14 protein-coding genes are annotated in these 15,566 nt (G+C 71.1%); 7 read left to right on the forward strand and 7 right to left on the reverse strand.

The genetic code is table 11. The annotated features are described in order from the left end of the window. Positions 1–28: 28 nt before the first annotated feature. Positions 29–1,486: a DUF2079 domain-containing protein gene (locus tag AB0L53_RS52290; RefSeq protein WP_364012259.1), complete on the forward strand. Its 1,458-nt coding sequence runs from the start codon at positions 29–31 to the stop codon at positions 1,484–1,486. 10 nt (positions 1,487–1,496) lie between these two features. On the opposite strand, the gene AB0L53_RS52295 is transcribed toward AB0L53_RS52290, so the two are convergent. After that, positions 1,497–2,579 (reverse strand): glycosyltransferase family 4 protein, encoded by a 1,083-nt coding sequence (locus tag AB0L53_RS52295; protein WP_364012262.1) that lies wholly within the window; start codon positions 2,577–2,579, stop codon positions 1,497–1,499. Positions 2,580–2,618: 39 nt separating this feature from the next. Here AB0L53_RS52295 and AB0L53_RS52300 point away from each other — a divergent pair, with 39 nt between their 5' ends. The 3 genes from AB0L53_RS52300 to AB0L53_RS52310 all read left to right on the forward strand — a co-directional run bounded on the left by AB0L53_RS52300 (position 2,619) and on the right by AB0L53_RS52310 (position 7,992). Continuing rightward, complete coding sequence (locus tag AB0L53_RS52300; RefSeq protein ID WP_364012265.1) at positions 2,619–3,437, forward strand: PIG-L family deacetylase; 819 nt, start codon at positions 2,619–2,621, stop codon at positions 3,435–3,437. Positions 3,438–3,486: 49 nt separating this feature from the next. Further along, positions 3,487–4,545, forward strand: a complete 1,059-nt coding sequence (locus AB0L53_RS52305) for a lysylphosphatidylglycerol synthase domain-containing protein (protein WP_364012268.1) — start codon at positions 3,487–3,489, stop codon at positions 4,543–4,545. Positions 4,546–4,623: 78 nt separating this feature from the next. Beyond that, positions 4,624–7,992 (forward strand): BTAD domain-containing putative transcriptional regulator, encoded by a 3,369-nt coding sequence (locus tag AB0L53_RS52310; RefSeq protein WP_364012271.1) that lies wholly within the window; start codon positions 4,624–4,626, stop codon positions 7,990–7,992. Here AB0L53_RS52310 and AB0L53_RS52315 read toward each other — a convergent pair. Then, the gene (locus AB0L53_RS52315; RefSeq protein WP_364012274.1) at positions 7,961–8,482 is read right to left on the reverse strand and encodes a hypothetical protein; all 522 of its coding nucleotides are present in this window, start codon (positions 8,480–8,482) and stop codon (positions 7,961–7,963) included. The two genes, AB0L53_RS52310 and AB0L53_RS52315, sit on opposite strands and share 32 nt — an antisense overlap. Positions 8,483–8,631: 149 nt before the next feature. Between AB0L53_RS52315 and AB0L53_RS52320 the strand changes: the two genes are divergently transcribed. Both AB0L53_RS52320 and AB0L53_RS52325 read left to right on the forward strand, forming a co-directional pair. Then, positions 8,632–9,126, forward strand: a complete 495-nt coding sequence (locus tag AB0L53_RS52320; RefSeq protein ID WP_357956329.1) for a VTT domain-containing protein — start codon at positions 8,632–8,634, stop codon at positions 9,124–9,126. Between the two features lie 62 nt (positions 9,127–9,188). Continuing rightward, positions 9,189–10,034 carry a serine hydrolase gene (locus tag AB0L53_RS52325; RefSeq protein WP_364012277.1) on the forward strand — a complete coding sequence of 282 codons (846 nt, stop codon included), beginning with the start codon at positions 9,189–9,191 and terminating at the stop codon, positions 10,032–10,034. Between the two features lie 146 nt (positions 10,035–10,180). Here the strand turns inward: AB0L53_RS52325 and AB0L53_RS52330 are convergent, their stop codons facing one another. The 3 genes from AB0L53_RS52330 to AB0L53_RS52340 form a co-directional block, all read right to left on the reverse strand. Next, positions 10,181–11,764: an NAD(P)/FAD-dependent oxidoreductase gene (locus AB0L53_RS52330; protein ID WP_364012280.1), complete on the reverse strand. Its 1,584-nt coding sequence runs from the start codon at positions 11,762–11,764 to the stop codon at positions 10,181–10,183. A 116-nt stretch (positions 11,765–11,880) separates the two neighbouring features. Next, positions 11,881–12,735, reverse strand: a complete 855-nt coding sequence (locus tag AB0L53_RS52335; RefSeq protein WP_364012283.1) for a patatin-like phospholipase family protein — start codon at positions 12,733–12,735, stop codon at positions 11,881–11,883. After that, a complete protein-coding gene (locus AB0L53_RS52340; RefSeq protein ID WP_364012285.1) occupies positions 12,732–13,280 on the reverse strand; it encodes an alpha/beta hydrolase in 549 nt (182 codons plus the stop codon). The genes AB0L53_RS52335 and AB0L53_RS52340 overlap by 4 nt, the downstream gene beginning before the upstream one ends. 9 nt (positions 13,281–13,289) lie before the next feature. Here AB0L53_RS52340 and AB0L53_RS52345 point away from each other — a divergent pair, with 9 nt between their 5' ends. Further along, positions 13,290–13,793, forward strand: coding sequence for a TetR/AcrR family transcriptional regulator (locus AB0L53_RS52345; RefSeq protein WP_364012288.1), 504 nt, complete (start codon positions 13,290–13,292; stop codon positions 13,791–13,793). A 374-nt stretch (positions 13,794–14,167) separates the two neighbouring features. Here the strand turns inward: AB0L53_RS52345 and AB0L53_RS52350 are convergent, their stop codons facing one another. Both AB0L53_RS52350 and AB0L53_RS52355 read right to left on the reverse strand, forming a co-directional pair. Continuing rightward, entirely contained in the window at positions 14,168–14,869 is a 702-nt protein-coding gene (locus AB0L53_RS52350; protein WP_364012291.1) for a hypothetical protein, read from the reverse strand. A gap of 162 nt (positions 14,870–15,031) precedes the next feature. Continuing rightward, the gene (locus AB0L53_RS52355; protein WP_364012294.1) at positions 15,032–15,415 is read right to left on the reverse strand and encodes a hypothetical protein; all 384 of its coding nucleotides are present in this window, start codon (positions 15,413–15,415) and stop codon (positions 15,032–15,034) included. Between the last annotated feature and the right edge of the window lie 151 nt (positions 15,416–15,566).

Below are 15,566 nucleotides of genomic sequence, written 5' to 3' on the forward strand. Positions count from 1 at the left end.
AGATGGAATCGGTCTACGCTTGCTGCCCGTGACGGGGGAAGCTCTGGCAGCAGGCGCTGCCCGTTGGACGGCCCGGATCACGCCGAACCGCCTGCGCGTCGGGCTGATCGCCGTGGTCTCGGCCGCCGTCTACGCCGTACTCGGCCTGGTCAAGCTGGCCACCTATCGCGCCAGCACGTTCGATCTGGTGATCGTGGACCAGGCCGTGCGCAACTACGCGCACTTCCGGCCGCCGTACATCCCGATGGTCGGCGTCTTCCACGGCCGGGGGCTGGACTACCTCCAGCTCGCCGACCACTTCTCGCCCATCTACGCGCTGCTGGCGCCCTTCTACTGGATCCATGACGGCCCGGCCTCGCTGATCGTGGCGCAGGCGCTGCTGTTCGCCGCCGCGATCCCGTTCATCTGGCTGTTCACCAGGCGGATGCTGGGCACCGCCCCGGCCTACCTGGTCGCCGTGGCCTACGCGCTGTCGTGGCCCGTCGCGCAGGCGATCGCGTTCGACGCGCACGAGGTGATGTTCGTCCCGCTGCTCACCGCGATCATGATCGAGCGCTACCACGCGGGGCGGCTGCTGCCCGCCTTCGCGGCGATGGGCGCGCTCCTCCTGGTCAAGGAGGACATGGGCCTCACGGTGATCGGCTTCGGCCTCTACCTCTTCCTCACCGGCGACAGGTTCCGCGGGATGTGCTGCGCCGCGATCGGCCTCGGCGGGGTCATGCTCACCCGGGGCGCGCTCATTTCGCTGCTCGGCGGCCAGAGCCAGGACTTCTGGGCCTACGGCCACCTGGGGCCCGACGCGCCGAGCGCGATCCTGACGCTGCTGCGCGACCCGCTGAACGCGCTGCTGCTGCCGTTCAGCGAGGAGACCAAGGTCGACACGCTGTTCCTGCTGGCCTGGCCGACGCTGCTGCTCTGCCTGCTGTCGCCGCTGTCGCTGGTCGCGCTGCCGCACGTGCTCGAACGCATGCTGTCGGACCGCGAGCCGTGGTGGCGGGCGGACTTCCAGTACAACGCCTTCACCGTGGTGATCCTGCTCCTCGCGGGGGTCGACGGGCTGTCCAGGCTGCTGCGCCGGATCAAGCGCGCCGACGACCGCTCGCTCAAGCTGGCCTGGTCGGCGGGCGCGCTCGTGGTCGCGCTCACCCTGGTGCCGAAGTTCGCCCTGGACCAGCTCTACCATCCGGCCTTCTACAAGGCGGAGGAGATCAGGACCGAATCGGCCGCCGCGGCGGTGGCCACGGTGCCCACCGGCGTCACCGTGGAGGCCGCCAACTCGCTCGGCCCGGCCCTGACCTCCCGCACCACCGTCCTGCTCTGGACCGGGCAGCCGCGCGGCGCCGCGTGGGTGGCGGCCGACACGGCCCGCTGGCAGTTCCCGTTCGGCTCCCCCGACGATCAGCGCGCCCAGGTGGACCGGCTGGTGACCGAGGGATATACGAAGGTGTTCGATCGCGATGGTTATGTGGTGCTACGTCGTACGTGACCCGGTCGGCTCAGCCGATGGCCTCCGCGTACGCCCGGTCGAAGCCCGCCAGGACGATCGGCCAGGTGCCCGCCGACGGCGGGACGGCGCGGTTGTGGACGATCATGCGCTGCCGCAGCTCGGGATCCGTGGCCAGGCGTGCCACGGCGGCGGCCAGGTCGCCCAGGCTGCGGCCGAGCAGCCCCTCCGTGCCGTGCCGGACGAAGTCGGCCACCCCGCTCTGCGCCCGCGCCACCACGGGAAGCCCGGCGGCGCGGGCCTCCAGCGCGGCGATCCCGAACGACTCGCGTGGCGCCGGCGCCACGAACACGTCGGCCGACTCCAGCACCTTGGCGATCTGCTCGCGGGTGTAGCGTCCCGGCAGCGAGACCCAGCCCGTCATGCCGTGCCTGGCCAGGTAACGCTCCATCTGGGCGCGGGCCGGGCCGTCGCCGATGACCGTGGCGCGCAGCGGAATGCCCTCGGGGACCCGGGAGCGCACCATGTCGAGCAACTTGAGCAGCCGGACCGGCTGCTTGCGCGGCGCCAGACGGCCCACGGCCACGATGTGCACCTCCTCGCGCGGCTCCGGCGGCGACCCGGAGAACAGCCGCCAGCCCGACAGGTCGAGGCCGTTGGACACCACGTGCACGGGCACCCCCTCCCCCGCGACCGACCGGATCGGGGCCGCCGCCGCGTTGCTGACCGTGGTGGCCACCAGCCCCCAGTCCTGCCAGCCGTAGACCAGTCGCAGCAACCGGTAGACGCCGCGCGTGACGGGATCCCACATGCTGTGCACGGTCACGACGCAGGGAATTGCGGCCCGTTTCGCGGCCCGCACCCCCATCCAGGCGAACGGCGAGACCGCGCCCATGTGGACGTGCACCACGTCGGGCCGCGTGGAGGTCAGCCGCCGCGTGAGATGTCCCACTCCGAACGGGTGAACCGGCAGGTCGAAGGGCATCCTGGCGACGATCCGGTGCACGCCGGGCAGCGCCTCTCCTTTGGTCGCGGTCGCCACATCGACGGCGTGGCCGGCCTCGCGCTGCGTACGCACGAGGTCGGCGACCTGAACCTCGATCCCCCCGAGTCGCGGCAGGTAACAGTCACTCACGTGAAAGATCCGCACCCCTCCCAGACTAATCTGGGCGTTGTGCCTCCACGTACCGCTGTGTTCTTCCACGCCCATCCCGACGACGAGGCCCTGCTGACGGCAGGCACGATGGCGATGCTCGCGGCCGAGGGACACCGTGTGGTCCTCGTGGTGGCGACCGCCGGCGAGCGCGGCCTGGCCGAGATGGGGCCGGGCGAGGAGTTGCGCGCGACCCGGCTGAAGGAGCTGTACGAGTCGGCGGCCCTGCTCGGCTGCGCCCGCGTCGAGTGCCTCGGCTACGGCGACTCGGGCCTGAGCCCGCAGGGCGGCCGCGCCGAGGAGCGGCCCGACGACGCCTTCATCGACGCCGACTCCGAGAAGGCCGCCGGAAAGCTGGCCGCCATCCTGGAGGAGGAGCAGGCCGATCTGCTGTCGATCTACGATCCGGCGGGCGGCTACGGCCATCCCGACCACGTCCAGGTGCACCGGGTGGGGCGGCGGGCGGCGGAGATCGCCGGCACGGCGGTCGTGCTGGAGGCGACGGTCAACCGCGACCCGCTGGTCAGGCTGCTGAAGCTGGCGGGGAAGTTCTACCGGTTCCCGCCCGAGTTCGACGTACGGACCTTCGAGAGCGCTTACTCGGCGAGTGAGACGATCACCCACCGGGTAAATGTCCGGAAATATGCGAAACAGAAGCGGGCGTCCATGTCCGCGCACGCCTCCCAGGCGACCGGCGGCGACAGCGACCGCACGCTGGCCGTGATGCTCAAGGTGCCCGGCCCGCTCTACCGGCTCGTCTTCGGCACCGAGTGGTACGTACGGCGTGATCTTCCACCCGGCACCCGCCTCAGTCATCCTCTGGACCGGTGGCCGAAATGAGTCCCGAGTATGATCCGGTCCGCCCCCGCGAGCGGCAGACTGTACCCCGATGAAGAACAGATGGCTCCAGATCACGCTGTCCGCGCTCTCCCTGGCGCTGGCCCTGGCCCTCGTGGTCTACCTGCCGCAGATCGTCCACTCGCTGACCGGCAAGCCCGTGTCCTGGCGCGAGATCGGCGCGCTCTTCCACAGCCTCAGCTTCGGCACCATCGCCCTGATGACCGCGGTCTGGCTGCTGAGTCTGCTGGCCTACACCTTCGTGCTCACCAACTCGCTGCCAGGTCTCAACAACCTGCAGGCGCTCTCGCTCAACGCGGCGGGCAGCGCGGTGAGCAACCTGCTGCCGTTCGGCGGCGCGGCCGGGGTGGCGCTGACGTTCGCGATGACCAGGGGCTGGGGGTTCGCCAACCGCTCGATCGTGGTGATGACCCTGGTCAGCGGCATCTGGAACACTCTGTTTAGATTCATCCTGCCCGCCGTCGGCATCATCGCACTGCTGGCGGCCGGCAAGGCGCCCAACCCGACGGTGGCCAAGGCCGGCTGGGTGGGCGCGGTGTCGATCCTGGCGCTCTGCCTGGTGGTGGCCGCCGCCCTCTACTGGGACCGCGCCGCCGCCCTCCTGGGCAAGGGCCTCGACTTCCTCGTACGCCTGCTCAGGCTGAAGTTCCACGCCTCCGAGGCGCTCGAGCGGCTGCGCAAGGACACCGCCGAGATCGTGAGGTCGCGCTCGATCGGCCTGTCGCTGGCCATGGTCTTCTTCCTGGGCTTCCAGTGGGCGATCATGGTCGTCTGCATGCACGCCACCGGCGCCTATCCGGGGCTGGCCCAGTCGATCGCCGTCTTCGCCCTGTCTCGCGTGCTGACCAGCGCGCTGGTCACGCCGAGCGGCGCGGGGATCATGGAGAGCGGTGTCGCCGCGCTGCTCTACGCCTTCGGCGTGGCACCCGCCCCGGCGACGGCGACCGCACTGCTTTTCGGCTTCTGGACTTACACTATCGAGATCCCGTTCGGCGGCCTCGCTCTAGGCGCGTGGGCGCTACTGCGCAGGCGCAACGCCAGGAACGCCGACGCGGAGCCCCCGTCCGCGATCTCGAAGGCCCCCCAGTGACAATCCCAAACCGAACAGGCGTTAATCAATCACGGCCCTTGTGCCTGATTCGGAAGCCCGCATAGCGTGGCGGCTGACATGGTGGCGTTCCGAGTTCTGGGGCCAGTCGAGGCGTACGAACACGACGACGAACTCGACCTCGGCGGGTTGCGGCAGCGGGCCGTCCTCGCCCGACTTCTCGTGGCCAGAGGTCAGGTCGTGCCGGTTGACACGCTCCTTTACGACTTGTGGGATGACGACACGGCCAAGGGAGCCCAGTCGGGGCTCCAGGTTTACATCTCCCGGCTGCGCCGGGTGCTGGAGCCGGGCCGTCCACGGGGCGGGCCCAACCGCCTGCTGGTGACCGTCGCCTCCGGCTACGCGCTGCGGGTGGCGCCCGACCAGGTCGACGCGCTCAAGTTCGAGCAGTTGGTCAGGGCGGCGGGCGAGCACCTCGAGGAGGGCGATCCGCAGTCCGCGCGCGCCCGCCTGGAGAAGGCGCTCGGCCTGTGGCGGGGCACCCCCTATTCCGACTTCGCCGACCAGCAGTGGGCGGAGGCCGAGGTCAACAGGCTGACCGAGCTGCGGCTGGTGGCGCGTGAGCGGCACGCCGACACCGGGCTGCGCCTCGGCCTGCCCGCCGAGACCGTGCCCGACCTGGAGGCGCTCACCACCGAGCACCCGCTGCGCGAGGAGGGCTGGCGGCTGCTCGGCCTCGGCCTCTACCGCTGCGGCCGGCAGGGCGACGCGCTGGCGGCGCTGCGCCGGGCCAGGGGCATCCTGGCCGACGAGCTGGGCATCGACCCGGGGCCGGCGCTGCGCAAGCTGGAGTCCGACATCCTGGCCCAGGCGCCCGAGCTGGAGCTGAGCGTCGCGCCACGGCCGTCCAGGCCCGTGCAGGCGCCCACCGACACCTGGCCACCCCGGCCCGCCGCCCCGGTCGAGCCGCCGCCGCTGGAGCCCGAGCCGTTCGTCGGCCGCGACGCCGAGCTGGCCAGGCTCACCACGGCCGCCGCCCGCACCGGCAGGTTCCAGGTGGCGATCGTCGCGGGCGTCGCGGGCGCGGGCAAGACCACACTGCTGCGCCAACTCGACGGCAAACTAACCGGCGACGGCTGGATCACCGCCTCCGGCGCCTGCCCCGACTCCAGCGCGACACCACCGGGCTGGGCGTGGGTGGAGATCCTGCGCGCCCTGGTGGGGATGACCGGCGCGGGCGAATACGCCCAGCTGCTGGCGCCGCTGCTCGACGACGCCGACCCCGATCCCGACGACGACGAGGTGTCCGGCGGCTTCCGGCTGCACCGGGCGGTCGGCGGCTACCTAGCGGGGGTGGCGCGGCGCGCGCCGGTGTTGCTCACGCTCGAAGACCTCCACTGGGCCGACGACCAGACGCTGGCGCTGCTGCGCGCGCTGCCCAGCCTGCTGGCCACCAGCCGGGTGCTGCTCGTGGTCACCTGCAGGGAGAGCGAGCTCGACGACCGCCAGTCCGACGTGCTGGCCGCGCTCGCCCGGCTCGGCCCGGTGCGGGTCGGGCTGTCCGGCCTCGACCCCAAGGCCGTGGGCGAGCTGGTCAGGGCCACCTGCGTGCGCGAGATCGACGAGGACGCGGTCGAGTCCATCGTCGAGCGCACCGGCGGCAACCCGTTCTTCGTGCGCGAGACCGTACGCCTGCTCGACTCCGAGGGGGCGGCCGACCGGGCCAGCGCGGTCGAGGTCCTGTCGCGGGTGCCCTCCGGGGTGCGCGACGTCCTGCGGCGACGCATCTCCCGGCTGCCCGCCGGAGCCCAGCAGATCCTGTTGCAGGCGGCGGTGATCGGCCGCGACGTCGACGTCGACGTGCTGGTCGACGTGGCGGGCGACGAGGACGCCGTGGTGGAGGCGGTCGAGGCGGCGCTGCTGGCCGGGCTGGTGACAGAGCCGGGGCCCGGGCTGCTCAGGTTCGATCACGACCTGGTGCGCGACACGATCTACTCCGACGCCTCCCGGCTGCGCCGCACCCGGCTGCACGCGGCGGTCGCGTCGGTCATCGAGCGGCGCACGCCGTCCGACGTGGCGGCGCTGGCGCACCACTACTTCCTCGCCGACGCCGCCGAGAAGGCCGTCCACTACGCCGGGCTGGCCGCCGAGCAGGCCGAGCGCAGGTTCGCCCACCGCGAGGCGGCCACGCTGTGGGAGCAGGCCATCGCGGCGTTCGACCGCACCGGCGGCGACACCAAGGACCGGTTGCAGCTCATGCTCCGCCAGATCAGGGCCCTGGCGCTGTGCGGCGACATGACCGCGGCGCGGCTGCTGCGCCGCCAGGCCATGGACTCCGCGCTGCCGCTGGGCGACCTGGAGATCACCGCGCGGGTGGCGGCCTCGCTCGCCGTACCGCACAAGGGGATGGCCCGCGACTTCACCCGCACCGCGTGGGAGATCGTCGACGTCACCGAGAAGGCGCTGATGGAGCTCCCCGAAGGGGAGCAGACGCTGCGCGCGAGCCTGCTCACCACGCTGGCGCTGGAGCTGGAGGGCTCCTCCTCGCCCGAGCGGGGGCGGCAGGCGTCGCTGGAGGCGCTGGAGCTGGCCAGGCAGAGCGGCGACCCGACGCTGCTGGCGGCGGCCCTCAGCGGGCGGCTGCGCCAGTCCTACGACATCCCGGCGGTCGACACCCGCGAGAGCATCGGCCGCGAGCTGCTGGAGGTCGCCCAGCGCTCCGGGCAGATGGCCACGCAGGCGCTGGCCCACCTGGTGCTGCTCGAATGCGCGGCGGCCCGCGGCGAGTTCGCCATCGCCGACGAGCACGCCGCCGCGGCCGACCGGCTGGCCAGACAGTACGACCTGTCGGCGCCGGCGGCCGTCTGCGCCTGGTATTCCGGTCAGCGGCTGATGATCGCCGGCGACTACCGCGGCGCCGAGCGGGCCTACGCCGACGCGGCCAGGATGACCGAGCGGGCGGGCATGCTGGAGGGCCGCCAGGACCTGCCGCTGATCACCACGTTCTGCCTGCACCTGGTCGACGGCCGGGCGGCCGAGACGGTCGGGCAGATCGCGGCGGCCCACCAGCGCGGCGCGAAGTGGACTCTCGACGCCTACGCGCTCGCGCTCGCCTCCGCGGGTCGCGTGGCCGACGCCAAGGCCGTGGCCGCCGTACGCCCGCCGGTGCGGCCCGACTTCCTGTACGAGCTGGCGATGACCTGGCGGGCGCTGGCCGGGATGCTGCTCGACGACCGCGAACGGATGATCGACTGCTACGACAAGCTCAAGCCGTTCGCCGACCGCATCGCGGGCGCCGGCACCGGGGTCGTGGCGCTCTGGCCGGTGGCCCTGACGCTCGGCGACCTGGCGGTGCGGCTGGGTCAGCCGGACGCGTCGCGGGCCCACTATGAGAAGGCGCTGGAGGTGGCCGAGCGGGTCGGCGTGCCGCGCTGGGTGGAGGCGGCGCGGCGGTCGGTCAGCAACTCACCTGGAAGCGGTCGCTCTTGATGGTCTTGGCGCCCTCGACGGTGAGCTCGATGCGATACCAGCCGGGGTTGTTCGCGATGCTGGGGTTCCAGCGGACGGTCTTCGTGCTACCGGCGAAGCCGTCGTAGTCGACGAAGTAGGAGTGCCAGGTGTTGGTGCCGGGGCTCCAGCGGGACAGCTCCCAGCCGTACAACACGGTGTGGTCGGGCTCGGAGTTGACCACCACGCTGCGGGCCACGAACGCCTTGACACACCCGGCGTCGCCGACCGGCAGCGCGCTGACGCTGATCTTGCCCGGCTTGGCGGCTTCGGGCGTCCGGGCGGTGGTCGGGGAGGTGATGGGCAGCTCCCGGGCCGACAGGGTGACCGTCTGCGCCGGGTGCGGCGCGGAGTTGGCGGTGTCATAGGCCGAGAAACCGACATAGGCTCCGGTGAAGGCAAGGGCCGCCACGAAGAGCTTGGCCGTGCTGGCCGTTCCGGAGGCCAGAACCGCGGTGCTTCTCGTTGCCATGATCAACGCTCCTTCTTGCTCACCTACAGTGGTACGCGAAGGTGGTTGAACCCTGGTTGTCGACGAGTTGCACCCTGCTGTGGCGACGACTTGCCCCTTCAACTAAGGTAAGGCTGACCTAAAGCACGCGACGGGGGGTGGGGTCCTTGATGCGACAGCTGGCGATCACCATCGAACCCGTGGGGCCGATCTGGCTGGGAGTCGTGCTGATCATCGCCCTGTTCGGTGCGTTCCAGGCGTACTACTGGATCGGCCGCAGGCTCGGCGAGAAGCTCTACGACTCGCGCATCGGCGTCCGGCTCGGTCGCGAGCGGATCGCGAAGGTCGAGCGGGTCGTGGAGAAGTGGGGCGCGTTCGCGGTCTACGGGTGCTTCTGGGTGCCCATGCTCCGGCACACGCTGCCGTGGGTCGCCGGGGCCCTGCGCGTCTCCTACCCCTGGTACCTCGTGGCCAGCGCGCTGGGCTGCCTGACCTGGGCGCCTATCTGGTGGTTCGGCCTGAGCGCGCTGGTCTGGGCCTGGCTCCAGGTCGCCGCGCGGTCGCCGATCACGGCGGCGGTCCTGGCGGTGCTGTTCGTCGGCGGAGTGGTCGGGTTCGTCGTGTGGCGCCGGAAGAAGCGGGCGGACAAGGTGCTGGCCGCCTGAGTGTCCTCAACTTGGGACAGAGTTCGGCAAATTAAGCAGTGATCACCTGCGACCATGTCGGCATGCATATTGGGGGTTTCATCGGCGGCGCCGCACTCGCCGTGGTCGTGGGGATCTCGTCGCCCGCAGCGGCCGCGCAGGCGGCGGACCCGCCCGTTGTGGCGGCAAAATCAGCGTATGTGGTCGATTCAGCGGGAACGATCCACTTCAACAAGCGGGAGACGAGCCGCGTCCCGGTCGCCAGCCTCGTCAAGGTGATGACGGCGTACGTGGTGCTCCGCGAGGCCAAACTGGGCGACACCATCACGATCACCGCGGCTGACGTCAAGCACGCGACCAAGTACGGCGGCACCACCGCCTCGCTGAAGAAGGGCGAGCGGCTCACGGTCAGGGACCTGCTGTACGGGCTCATGCTCCCGTCGGGGGCCGACGCCGCCAACGCGCTGGCCAGGACGTACGGGCCGGGCAACGCGGCATTCGTCGCCAAGATGAACGCCGCGGCCAAGACGCTGCGCCTCGCCGACACCCGCTACACCAACGCCGACGGCCTGCCCGTGCCCAGCAACGGCGGTTACTCCACGGCCGTCGACCAGACCAAGCTGGCGCAGGCGGCACTCCGCGACACGACGTTCAAGACGGTCGTCGGGCGCGCGGTGCACAAGGTGGCCAAGACATCCGCGCACCGGGCGCACACCTGGCGCAACTCCAACAAACTGCTCACGCAGGCTGACGGGGTGCTGGGGGTCAAGACCGGCTACACGAACGCGGCGGGCTACTGCCTGCTGTTCGCGGCGGAGCGTGGCGGCAGGCAGGTGGTGGGCGTGCTCCTCGGGGACCAGGACGCGCGCCGCTTCAGCACGGCCGAGAAGCTGCTCGACTACGCGGGCGAGCAGATCGCCGGCAGCTGACCCGGCCGCCCTGGCAGCCTGGCAGCTGATCCGGGCATCCCGGCACCGGGCACCCCGGCAGCCGATCCGGCAGTTGATCTGAGCATCGGTGATGACCTGGTGAGCGGCCAGGTCATCACCTGTCCCCCCGGCGGCCGGGCGGCTTCTCAGCTGCGGAGAAATCCCTGATAGTCCTTGTCAGCCACCTCACTGCATTTATCCCGATATACGCCGACACCGCCGACGTACGGCATGAAGACCCGAGGCTTCCCGGGGATGTTCGCCCCCATGTACCAGGAGTTCGCCCGCGGAAACAGCGTCAGCGCCGCGATCTCGTTCACCTGCCCCACCCACGTGTCCTCGGCCTGCGGATCCGCGTCGATGACCTGCCCGTCCAGCCGCTCCAGGCACTCGGCGATCCAGTCCACGTGCTGCTCGATCGAGACGATCATGTTGCTCAGCACCGACGGACTCCCCGGCCCGGTGATCGTGAACAGGTTGGGGAAACCGGCGCTCATCAGCCCGAGATAACTCCTGGGCCCCGCCCGCCATTTGTCCCGCAGCGACAGCCCGCCCTCGCCCCGGATGTCGATGGCCAGCAGCGGCCCGGTCATCGCGTCGAACCCCGTCGCGTACACGATCACGTCCACCGGATGCTCCCGCTCGGCCGTACGCACGCCGCCGGGGGTGAGCTCCCGGATGGGCGCGGTACTGAGGTCGGCGAGGGTGACGTTCGGGCGGTTGTACGTGGCGTAGTAGCCCGTGTCGACGCAGAGCCGCTTGCTTCCTATGGGGTGGCCGCTGGGAAGGAGCAGCTCGGCCACGGCCGGGTCCTGGACCGTGGCCCGGATCTTGCCGTGGACGAAGCCGGCGGCCGTCCTGTTCGCCTCCTCATTGGTCAGCAGGTCGGAGAACGAGCCGAGGAAGCCCAGGCCGCCCCGCTCCCAGCGCGCCTCGAACTCCTGCCCCCGCGCCTCGTCCGTCACCGCCAGGGCGGAGTCGGGGTTCGGGTTGGCCAGGAGACCACTGTGAGAGGTACGCAGCTGACGGCGGAGGTCCTGGTGGTTCGCCTTGAACCACTGGTCGTACTCCGGCGACAGCGGCCCGTTGTGCGCGGGGACGCTGAAGTTGGGCGTCCGCTGGAACACCGTCACGTGCTCGGCGCTCTCCGCGATGACCGGAATGGACTGGATGGCCGACGAGCCGGTGCCGATCACCGCCACCTGCCGCCCGGACAGGTCCACGCCCTCGGCCGGCCACCGTCCCGTGTGATAGCTCGGCCCCCGGAAGGAACCGGGCAGAGCGGGCACATTGGCCACCGAGAGGCAGCCGACCGCGGTGACGAGATAGCGGGCCGACAGACGCTCGCCGCCGCCGGTCTCGACGCTCCATGCTCCGGGCGCCTCCCAGGAGGCGGCCGTGACGCGGGTGTCCAGCTGGATGTCGGGGCGCAGGTCGAAGCGGTCGGCGACGTAATCGAGGTAGCGGAGGATCTCGGGCTGGGCGGCGTACCGCTCGGTCCAGGTCCATTCGCGCTGGAGATCCTCGGCGAAGGAGTAGGAGTACTGCAGGCTCTCGACGTCGCAGCGGGCGCCGGGGTAGCGGTTCCAGTACCAGGTGCCGCCGACGCCGCTACCCGCCTCCAGGACGCGGGCGGCCATGCCTAGGCCGCGCAGGCGGTGGAGCATGTACAGGCCGGCGAATCCGGCACCAATGATGATCACGTCGTGGTCGGTCGATCCTGCGGGCATCGCGCCTCCATCGGCGATCGAGATGGACCTCCCCTCTAGAAGAACACGGCCCGTACGAGGGAGCACGGCTCCGCGAACAGCGGTTGCCGGCCGACCGGGCTCGCCACGCCTGACGGTCAGTCGTTCCACACCGCCGCGACCTCGGCGGCGAGCTCGACGCCCCGCTCTCGGCCGGCCAGGGCGGCCGGGGCGCGACGCGCTGGCTCCAGCAGATTGCCGACCGAGCGGCCGATGATCGAGCGCCAGGTCTTCGGATCGGGCTCGACCAACGTGACGCGCGACCGCCGGCCGAGTCCGGCGATCTGCTCCGTCACGCCCTTCATGACGCGACCGCCGCCCCGGGTCATCGGCGCGATGACCACGACCCGGTCGTACCCCGTGGCCAGGTCGACGTTGGCCGCCGAACGCAAGCCGCCGTCGATGTAGCGTCGCCCGCCGATGGTCGTGGGAGGCCGCACGCCCGGAGCCGCGGTGCTCGCCGAGACGGCCGATACGAGGTCCACGCCGCTGCCGCCGTCGAAGTCGACGGGCTCCCCCGACTCGGCGTCGATCGCGGTGATCACCAGCCGGGTCCGCGGCCAGTCGGGCACGTCGCCGAGCCACCTGGCGATCTGCGACCGGCGTTCCTCTTCGGACCCGGTCCTGGCGGCCAGCGCGATGCGGCCCATCCGGGCGCCGAAGTCCTTGGTGTCCTTGGCCCTGCTCAGCTGCCACACCAAGCGGAACACCCCGAACGGTGACACCTTCGGGATCGGCTCGCCCACCGGAGGGGCGATCTGCCTGCCGTACATGTCCTCGACACCCATCCCGCCGGCGAGTTGCGCGCCGACGAGGGACCCGCCCGACGTACCGACAACGAGATCGGCGTCACGCAGGTCGACGCCCTTGGCGGCGAGGCCCGCCAGGACCCCCACCTCCCAGGCGATCCCGACGACGGCGCCGCCGCCGAGAACCAGTGCTCTACTCGTCAACGCAATCCCTCCCGTCCGTGAAACCGCAGAATCCGTTCGACGACCAGCTCGGGAACCTCCTGTGGCACGCCGTGCCCGACACCCGGCACGATCTCCGCGTGACGGAGCGTGGCGATCAGCCGCCGCGCCCGCGCGAGCGCGCGGCGCGGCCGTAGCAGCCTGCTGCGACCTCCCAGGATGAGCTGCGTGGGCACGGTGATCCGCCGCAGTTCCTCGTCGGTGTACGGCCTGGCGGGACTGCGATGCGGGCGGAAGCCACGGACGCCGAGCAGGACCGGAGCCATGATCTCGGCTCGCTCGACGAGCGCGTGGTCGGCCAGCAACCGGGCCAGCCATGGTCTCCACGACCTCGGCGCCCGCATCGCGAACAGAGCCGCGACGAGCGCGAGGAGGAACCGTAGCGGCACCTTCTCCAGGCCACCCGGGTCGAGCAGGGTGAGCGCGCCCGTCCTGCTCGACCCGTACACGGCCGGGCCGAGCGCCAGCCAGCCCCCGTACGACTGCCCGACCAGATGGACCCGCTCCAGCCCGAGCGAGAGTTGCACGCGGCCACGATGCGTGCGGTCGCCGCGGAGGCCGGGGTCTCACTGCACCTCGTGCAGCACTACTTCGCGACCAAGGAGCAGCTGATGGCCTTCGCCCTTGAGCAACTGGTCGCCCGGATGGCCGACCGGCTCAAGGAGCGCTTCGCGGCCATCGGCCCCACTCCGCGCGAGGTGGTCGAGGCGGTCCTGGTGGAGGCGCTGCCGACAGATCCGCAGAGCCGGACGTTCCACCTGATCTACACCTCCTATGCGGTGCTGGCCATGACGGACCCGGCGCTGGCCGCCCTGCCGTTCCTGACGGCGCCCGACGCGATGGAGGAGTTCATCGCCACGCAGCTCGGCAAGGCCGGCGTCGCCGAACCCCGGCTGGAGGCGGTCGCGCTGCTCGCCATGTCGGCCGGGCTGAGCTCGGGCGTGCTGGCGGGCCAACGCTCGGCCGACGACGCGCTGGCGGCGCTCCGCCACCAGCTCGACCGCCTGTGCCCGAGGGACCGTCCCGAAGATCCGTCCTAGGGCTATCCCCTGGCCGGGCCCTGAGGTGCCCGGCCAGTCACCCGATCTACGCTGGATCCCACCTGCGGCCCGAGGCGCGCGTGGTGGCTTCCTCCATCGAAAGCGGGGGGCTCGATGGTTCAAGCGCCATTCGCCCGAGGAGCTGACCGGCAGGTGGGCGATCACCGGCTCTGCGGACGGCTCGGCTCCGGCGGACAGGGAGCCGCCTGCGAGGTCTTCGAAGAAGGACGGCACCCGGGGCGGCCGGCAAGCCGCTCAGGCTCGACCGGATGGAAAGGGCGAAGGCCAGAGCCCGTTTCGCCGAAGAGGTCGCCGCCACCCGCCGGGTGGCGGCGTTCTGCACGGCGGGCCAAGCTCATTGGACCGCCTGAGCCTCACATCCGGACCGATTTCGGGGTCGTGCCGGTCGGCGGGCGCAGCTTCAGGCGGCTAGGTGGCCCGATCGGCGGTGCGGGCGGGTCGGCCGAGGGCCGTCCGGTAGGTGGCGGCGGCGGGTCCGTCGCCGCCAGGCAGCCCCGGCACGGCGCCCAGAGGAAGCCCGACCAGGCCGAGGAGCCGTTCCACGCCGAGCCGGTCCACTGCCACGACCAGGCGGTCGTCGCGTAGTAGCGGTCCTCGCCGCAGGCGCCGCCCCAGCCCCAGGTCGGGGCGAACGTGAAGGAGGACGAGCCCGACACCTGCCCGGTGCCGCCGCACTGCGCCCAGGCGCCGCCGTCCCAGTAGTAGAGGAGACTCTCGCTGACCTGCGTGGTGCGCCACCGGCTGCCGTCGCGATGGGAGAAGCCGTCGGCCCCGGTGTGAACGCCGTCCGGCAGGAACTCCACCCGCGACCGGGTGCCGTGCTCATAGCCGCCCGTGGTGGACGTGGCCCAGCCGTAGCTGAAGATCCAGTAGTCGGGCGGTCCCAGCTCCTCGAACGTGGGCTTCCAGATGTAGTCGTCGATGTCCCCGTCGTAGGCGCATTCCCAGGTCTCGCCGCTGACGGTGACGATGTCGTCCTGCGCCGCCTCGTTGCACGGGTCGCCGGGGTAGTCGGCGTACGCGGCGCCTTGGCCTATGGCCAGGGTCGCCGCCACGAGTAAGAGGGTGGTGAGCACGTGCCGCCAACTGCGGAACGGCCCTCTCATAACGTACGCTTCCGCTTTTTCCTCTTGATCATGCGCACAAAGTAACTTCGGCCAAGGAAGCCGTCAAGGCGTACGTGGACCATCGCTTCCGAATAACTTGCCGACCTGAAGCTATGCCGCCCGCAGCGTGAACCGCACGGTCGCGTGCTCTTCTGAATTGCCGTTGATATCGACCCGGAAGTCCGGATCGGCGCCGTCGGCATCATAGGAAATGGCGGCGAGGAACGAGGTGAACCAGTTAACGCGCACACTACGTGAGTACAGCCGCCCGTCCAGGCAGTCACGGGTCAGGTATTCGGCAGACCCATGGGTCCCCGCGAAAATCTCGCTGGATTCGGATTTCCATACTCCGGTGACACCCAGGCCGTCGAAGTACCCGCCGACCGTACGGCCGTCGTCGAGGTCGCGCCGGCCACAGCCGACAGGCCCACCGTCATCGTCAACGCCGCGAAAACCGGCGGCGAGAACCCTGCGGCTGAGCGTCTTCCTGGTCATGACTCTCTCCAGCCCATCGGTGGTGGGCTCACCGGTGGCAGGCGGTGGGGGCGGGGGACCCCCCCCCCCCCCACGCGCGGGGCTCGGGCTGGATAGTCAAAGTCAAACACCGCCGGGACGGCGGCGAACCCGGGGGCCCCCGCCACCACGA

Source organism: Nonomuraea sp. NPDC052129, assembly GCF_040680095.1.
In the GTDB taxonomy this organism is placed as follows: domain Bacteria; phylum Actinomycetota; class Actinomycetes; order Streptosporangiales; family Streptosporangiaceae; genus Nonomuraea.

What these genes read in the sequence shown, in the direction of transcription:
- AB0L53_RS52305 (WP_364012268.1), top strand. Translation starts at nt 3,487, where the DNA reads ATGAAGAACAGATGGCTCCAGATCACGCTGTCCGCGCTCTCCCTGGCG.
- AB0L53_RS52310 (WP_364012271.1), top strand. Translation starts at nt 4,624, where the DNA reads ATGGTGGCGTTCCGAGTTCTGGGGCCAGTCGAGGCGTACGAACACGAC.
- AB0L53_RS52315 (WP_364012274.1), bottom strand. Translation starts at nt 8,482, where the DNA reads ATGGCAACGAGAAGCACCGCGGTTCTGGCCTCCGGAACGGCCAGCACG.
- AB0L53_RS52320 (WP_357956329.1), top strand. Translation starts at nt 8,632, where the DNA reads ATGCGACAGCTGGCGATCACCATCGAACCCGTGGGGCCGATCTGGCTG.
- AB0L53_RS52325 (WP_364012277.1), top strand. Translation starts at nt 9,189, where the DNA reads ATGCATATTGGGGGTTTCATCGGCGGCGCCGCACTCGCCGTGGTCGTG.
- AB0L53_RS52330 (WP_364012280.1), bottom strand. Translation starts at nt 11,764, where the DNA reads ATGCCCGCAGGATCGACCGACCACGACGTGATCATCATTGGTGCCGGA.
- AB0L53_RS52345 (WP_364012288.1), top strand. Translation starts at nt 13,290, where the DNA reads ATGCGTGCGGTCGCCGCGGAGGCCGGGGTCTCACTGCACCTCGTGCAG.
- AB0L53_RS52355 (WP_364012294.1), bottom strand. Translation starts at nt 15,415, where the DNA reads ATGACCAGGAAGACGCTCAGCCGCAGGGTTCTCGCCGCCGGTTTTCGC.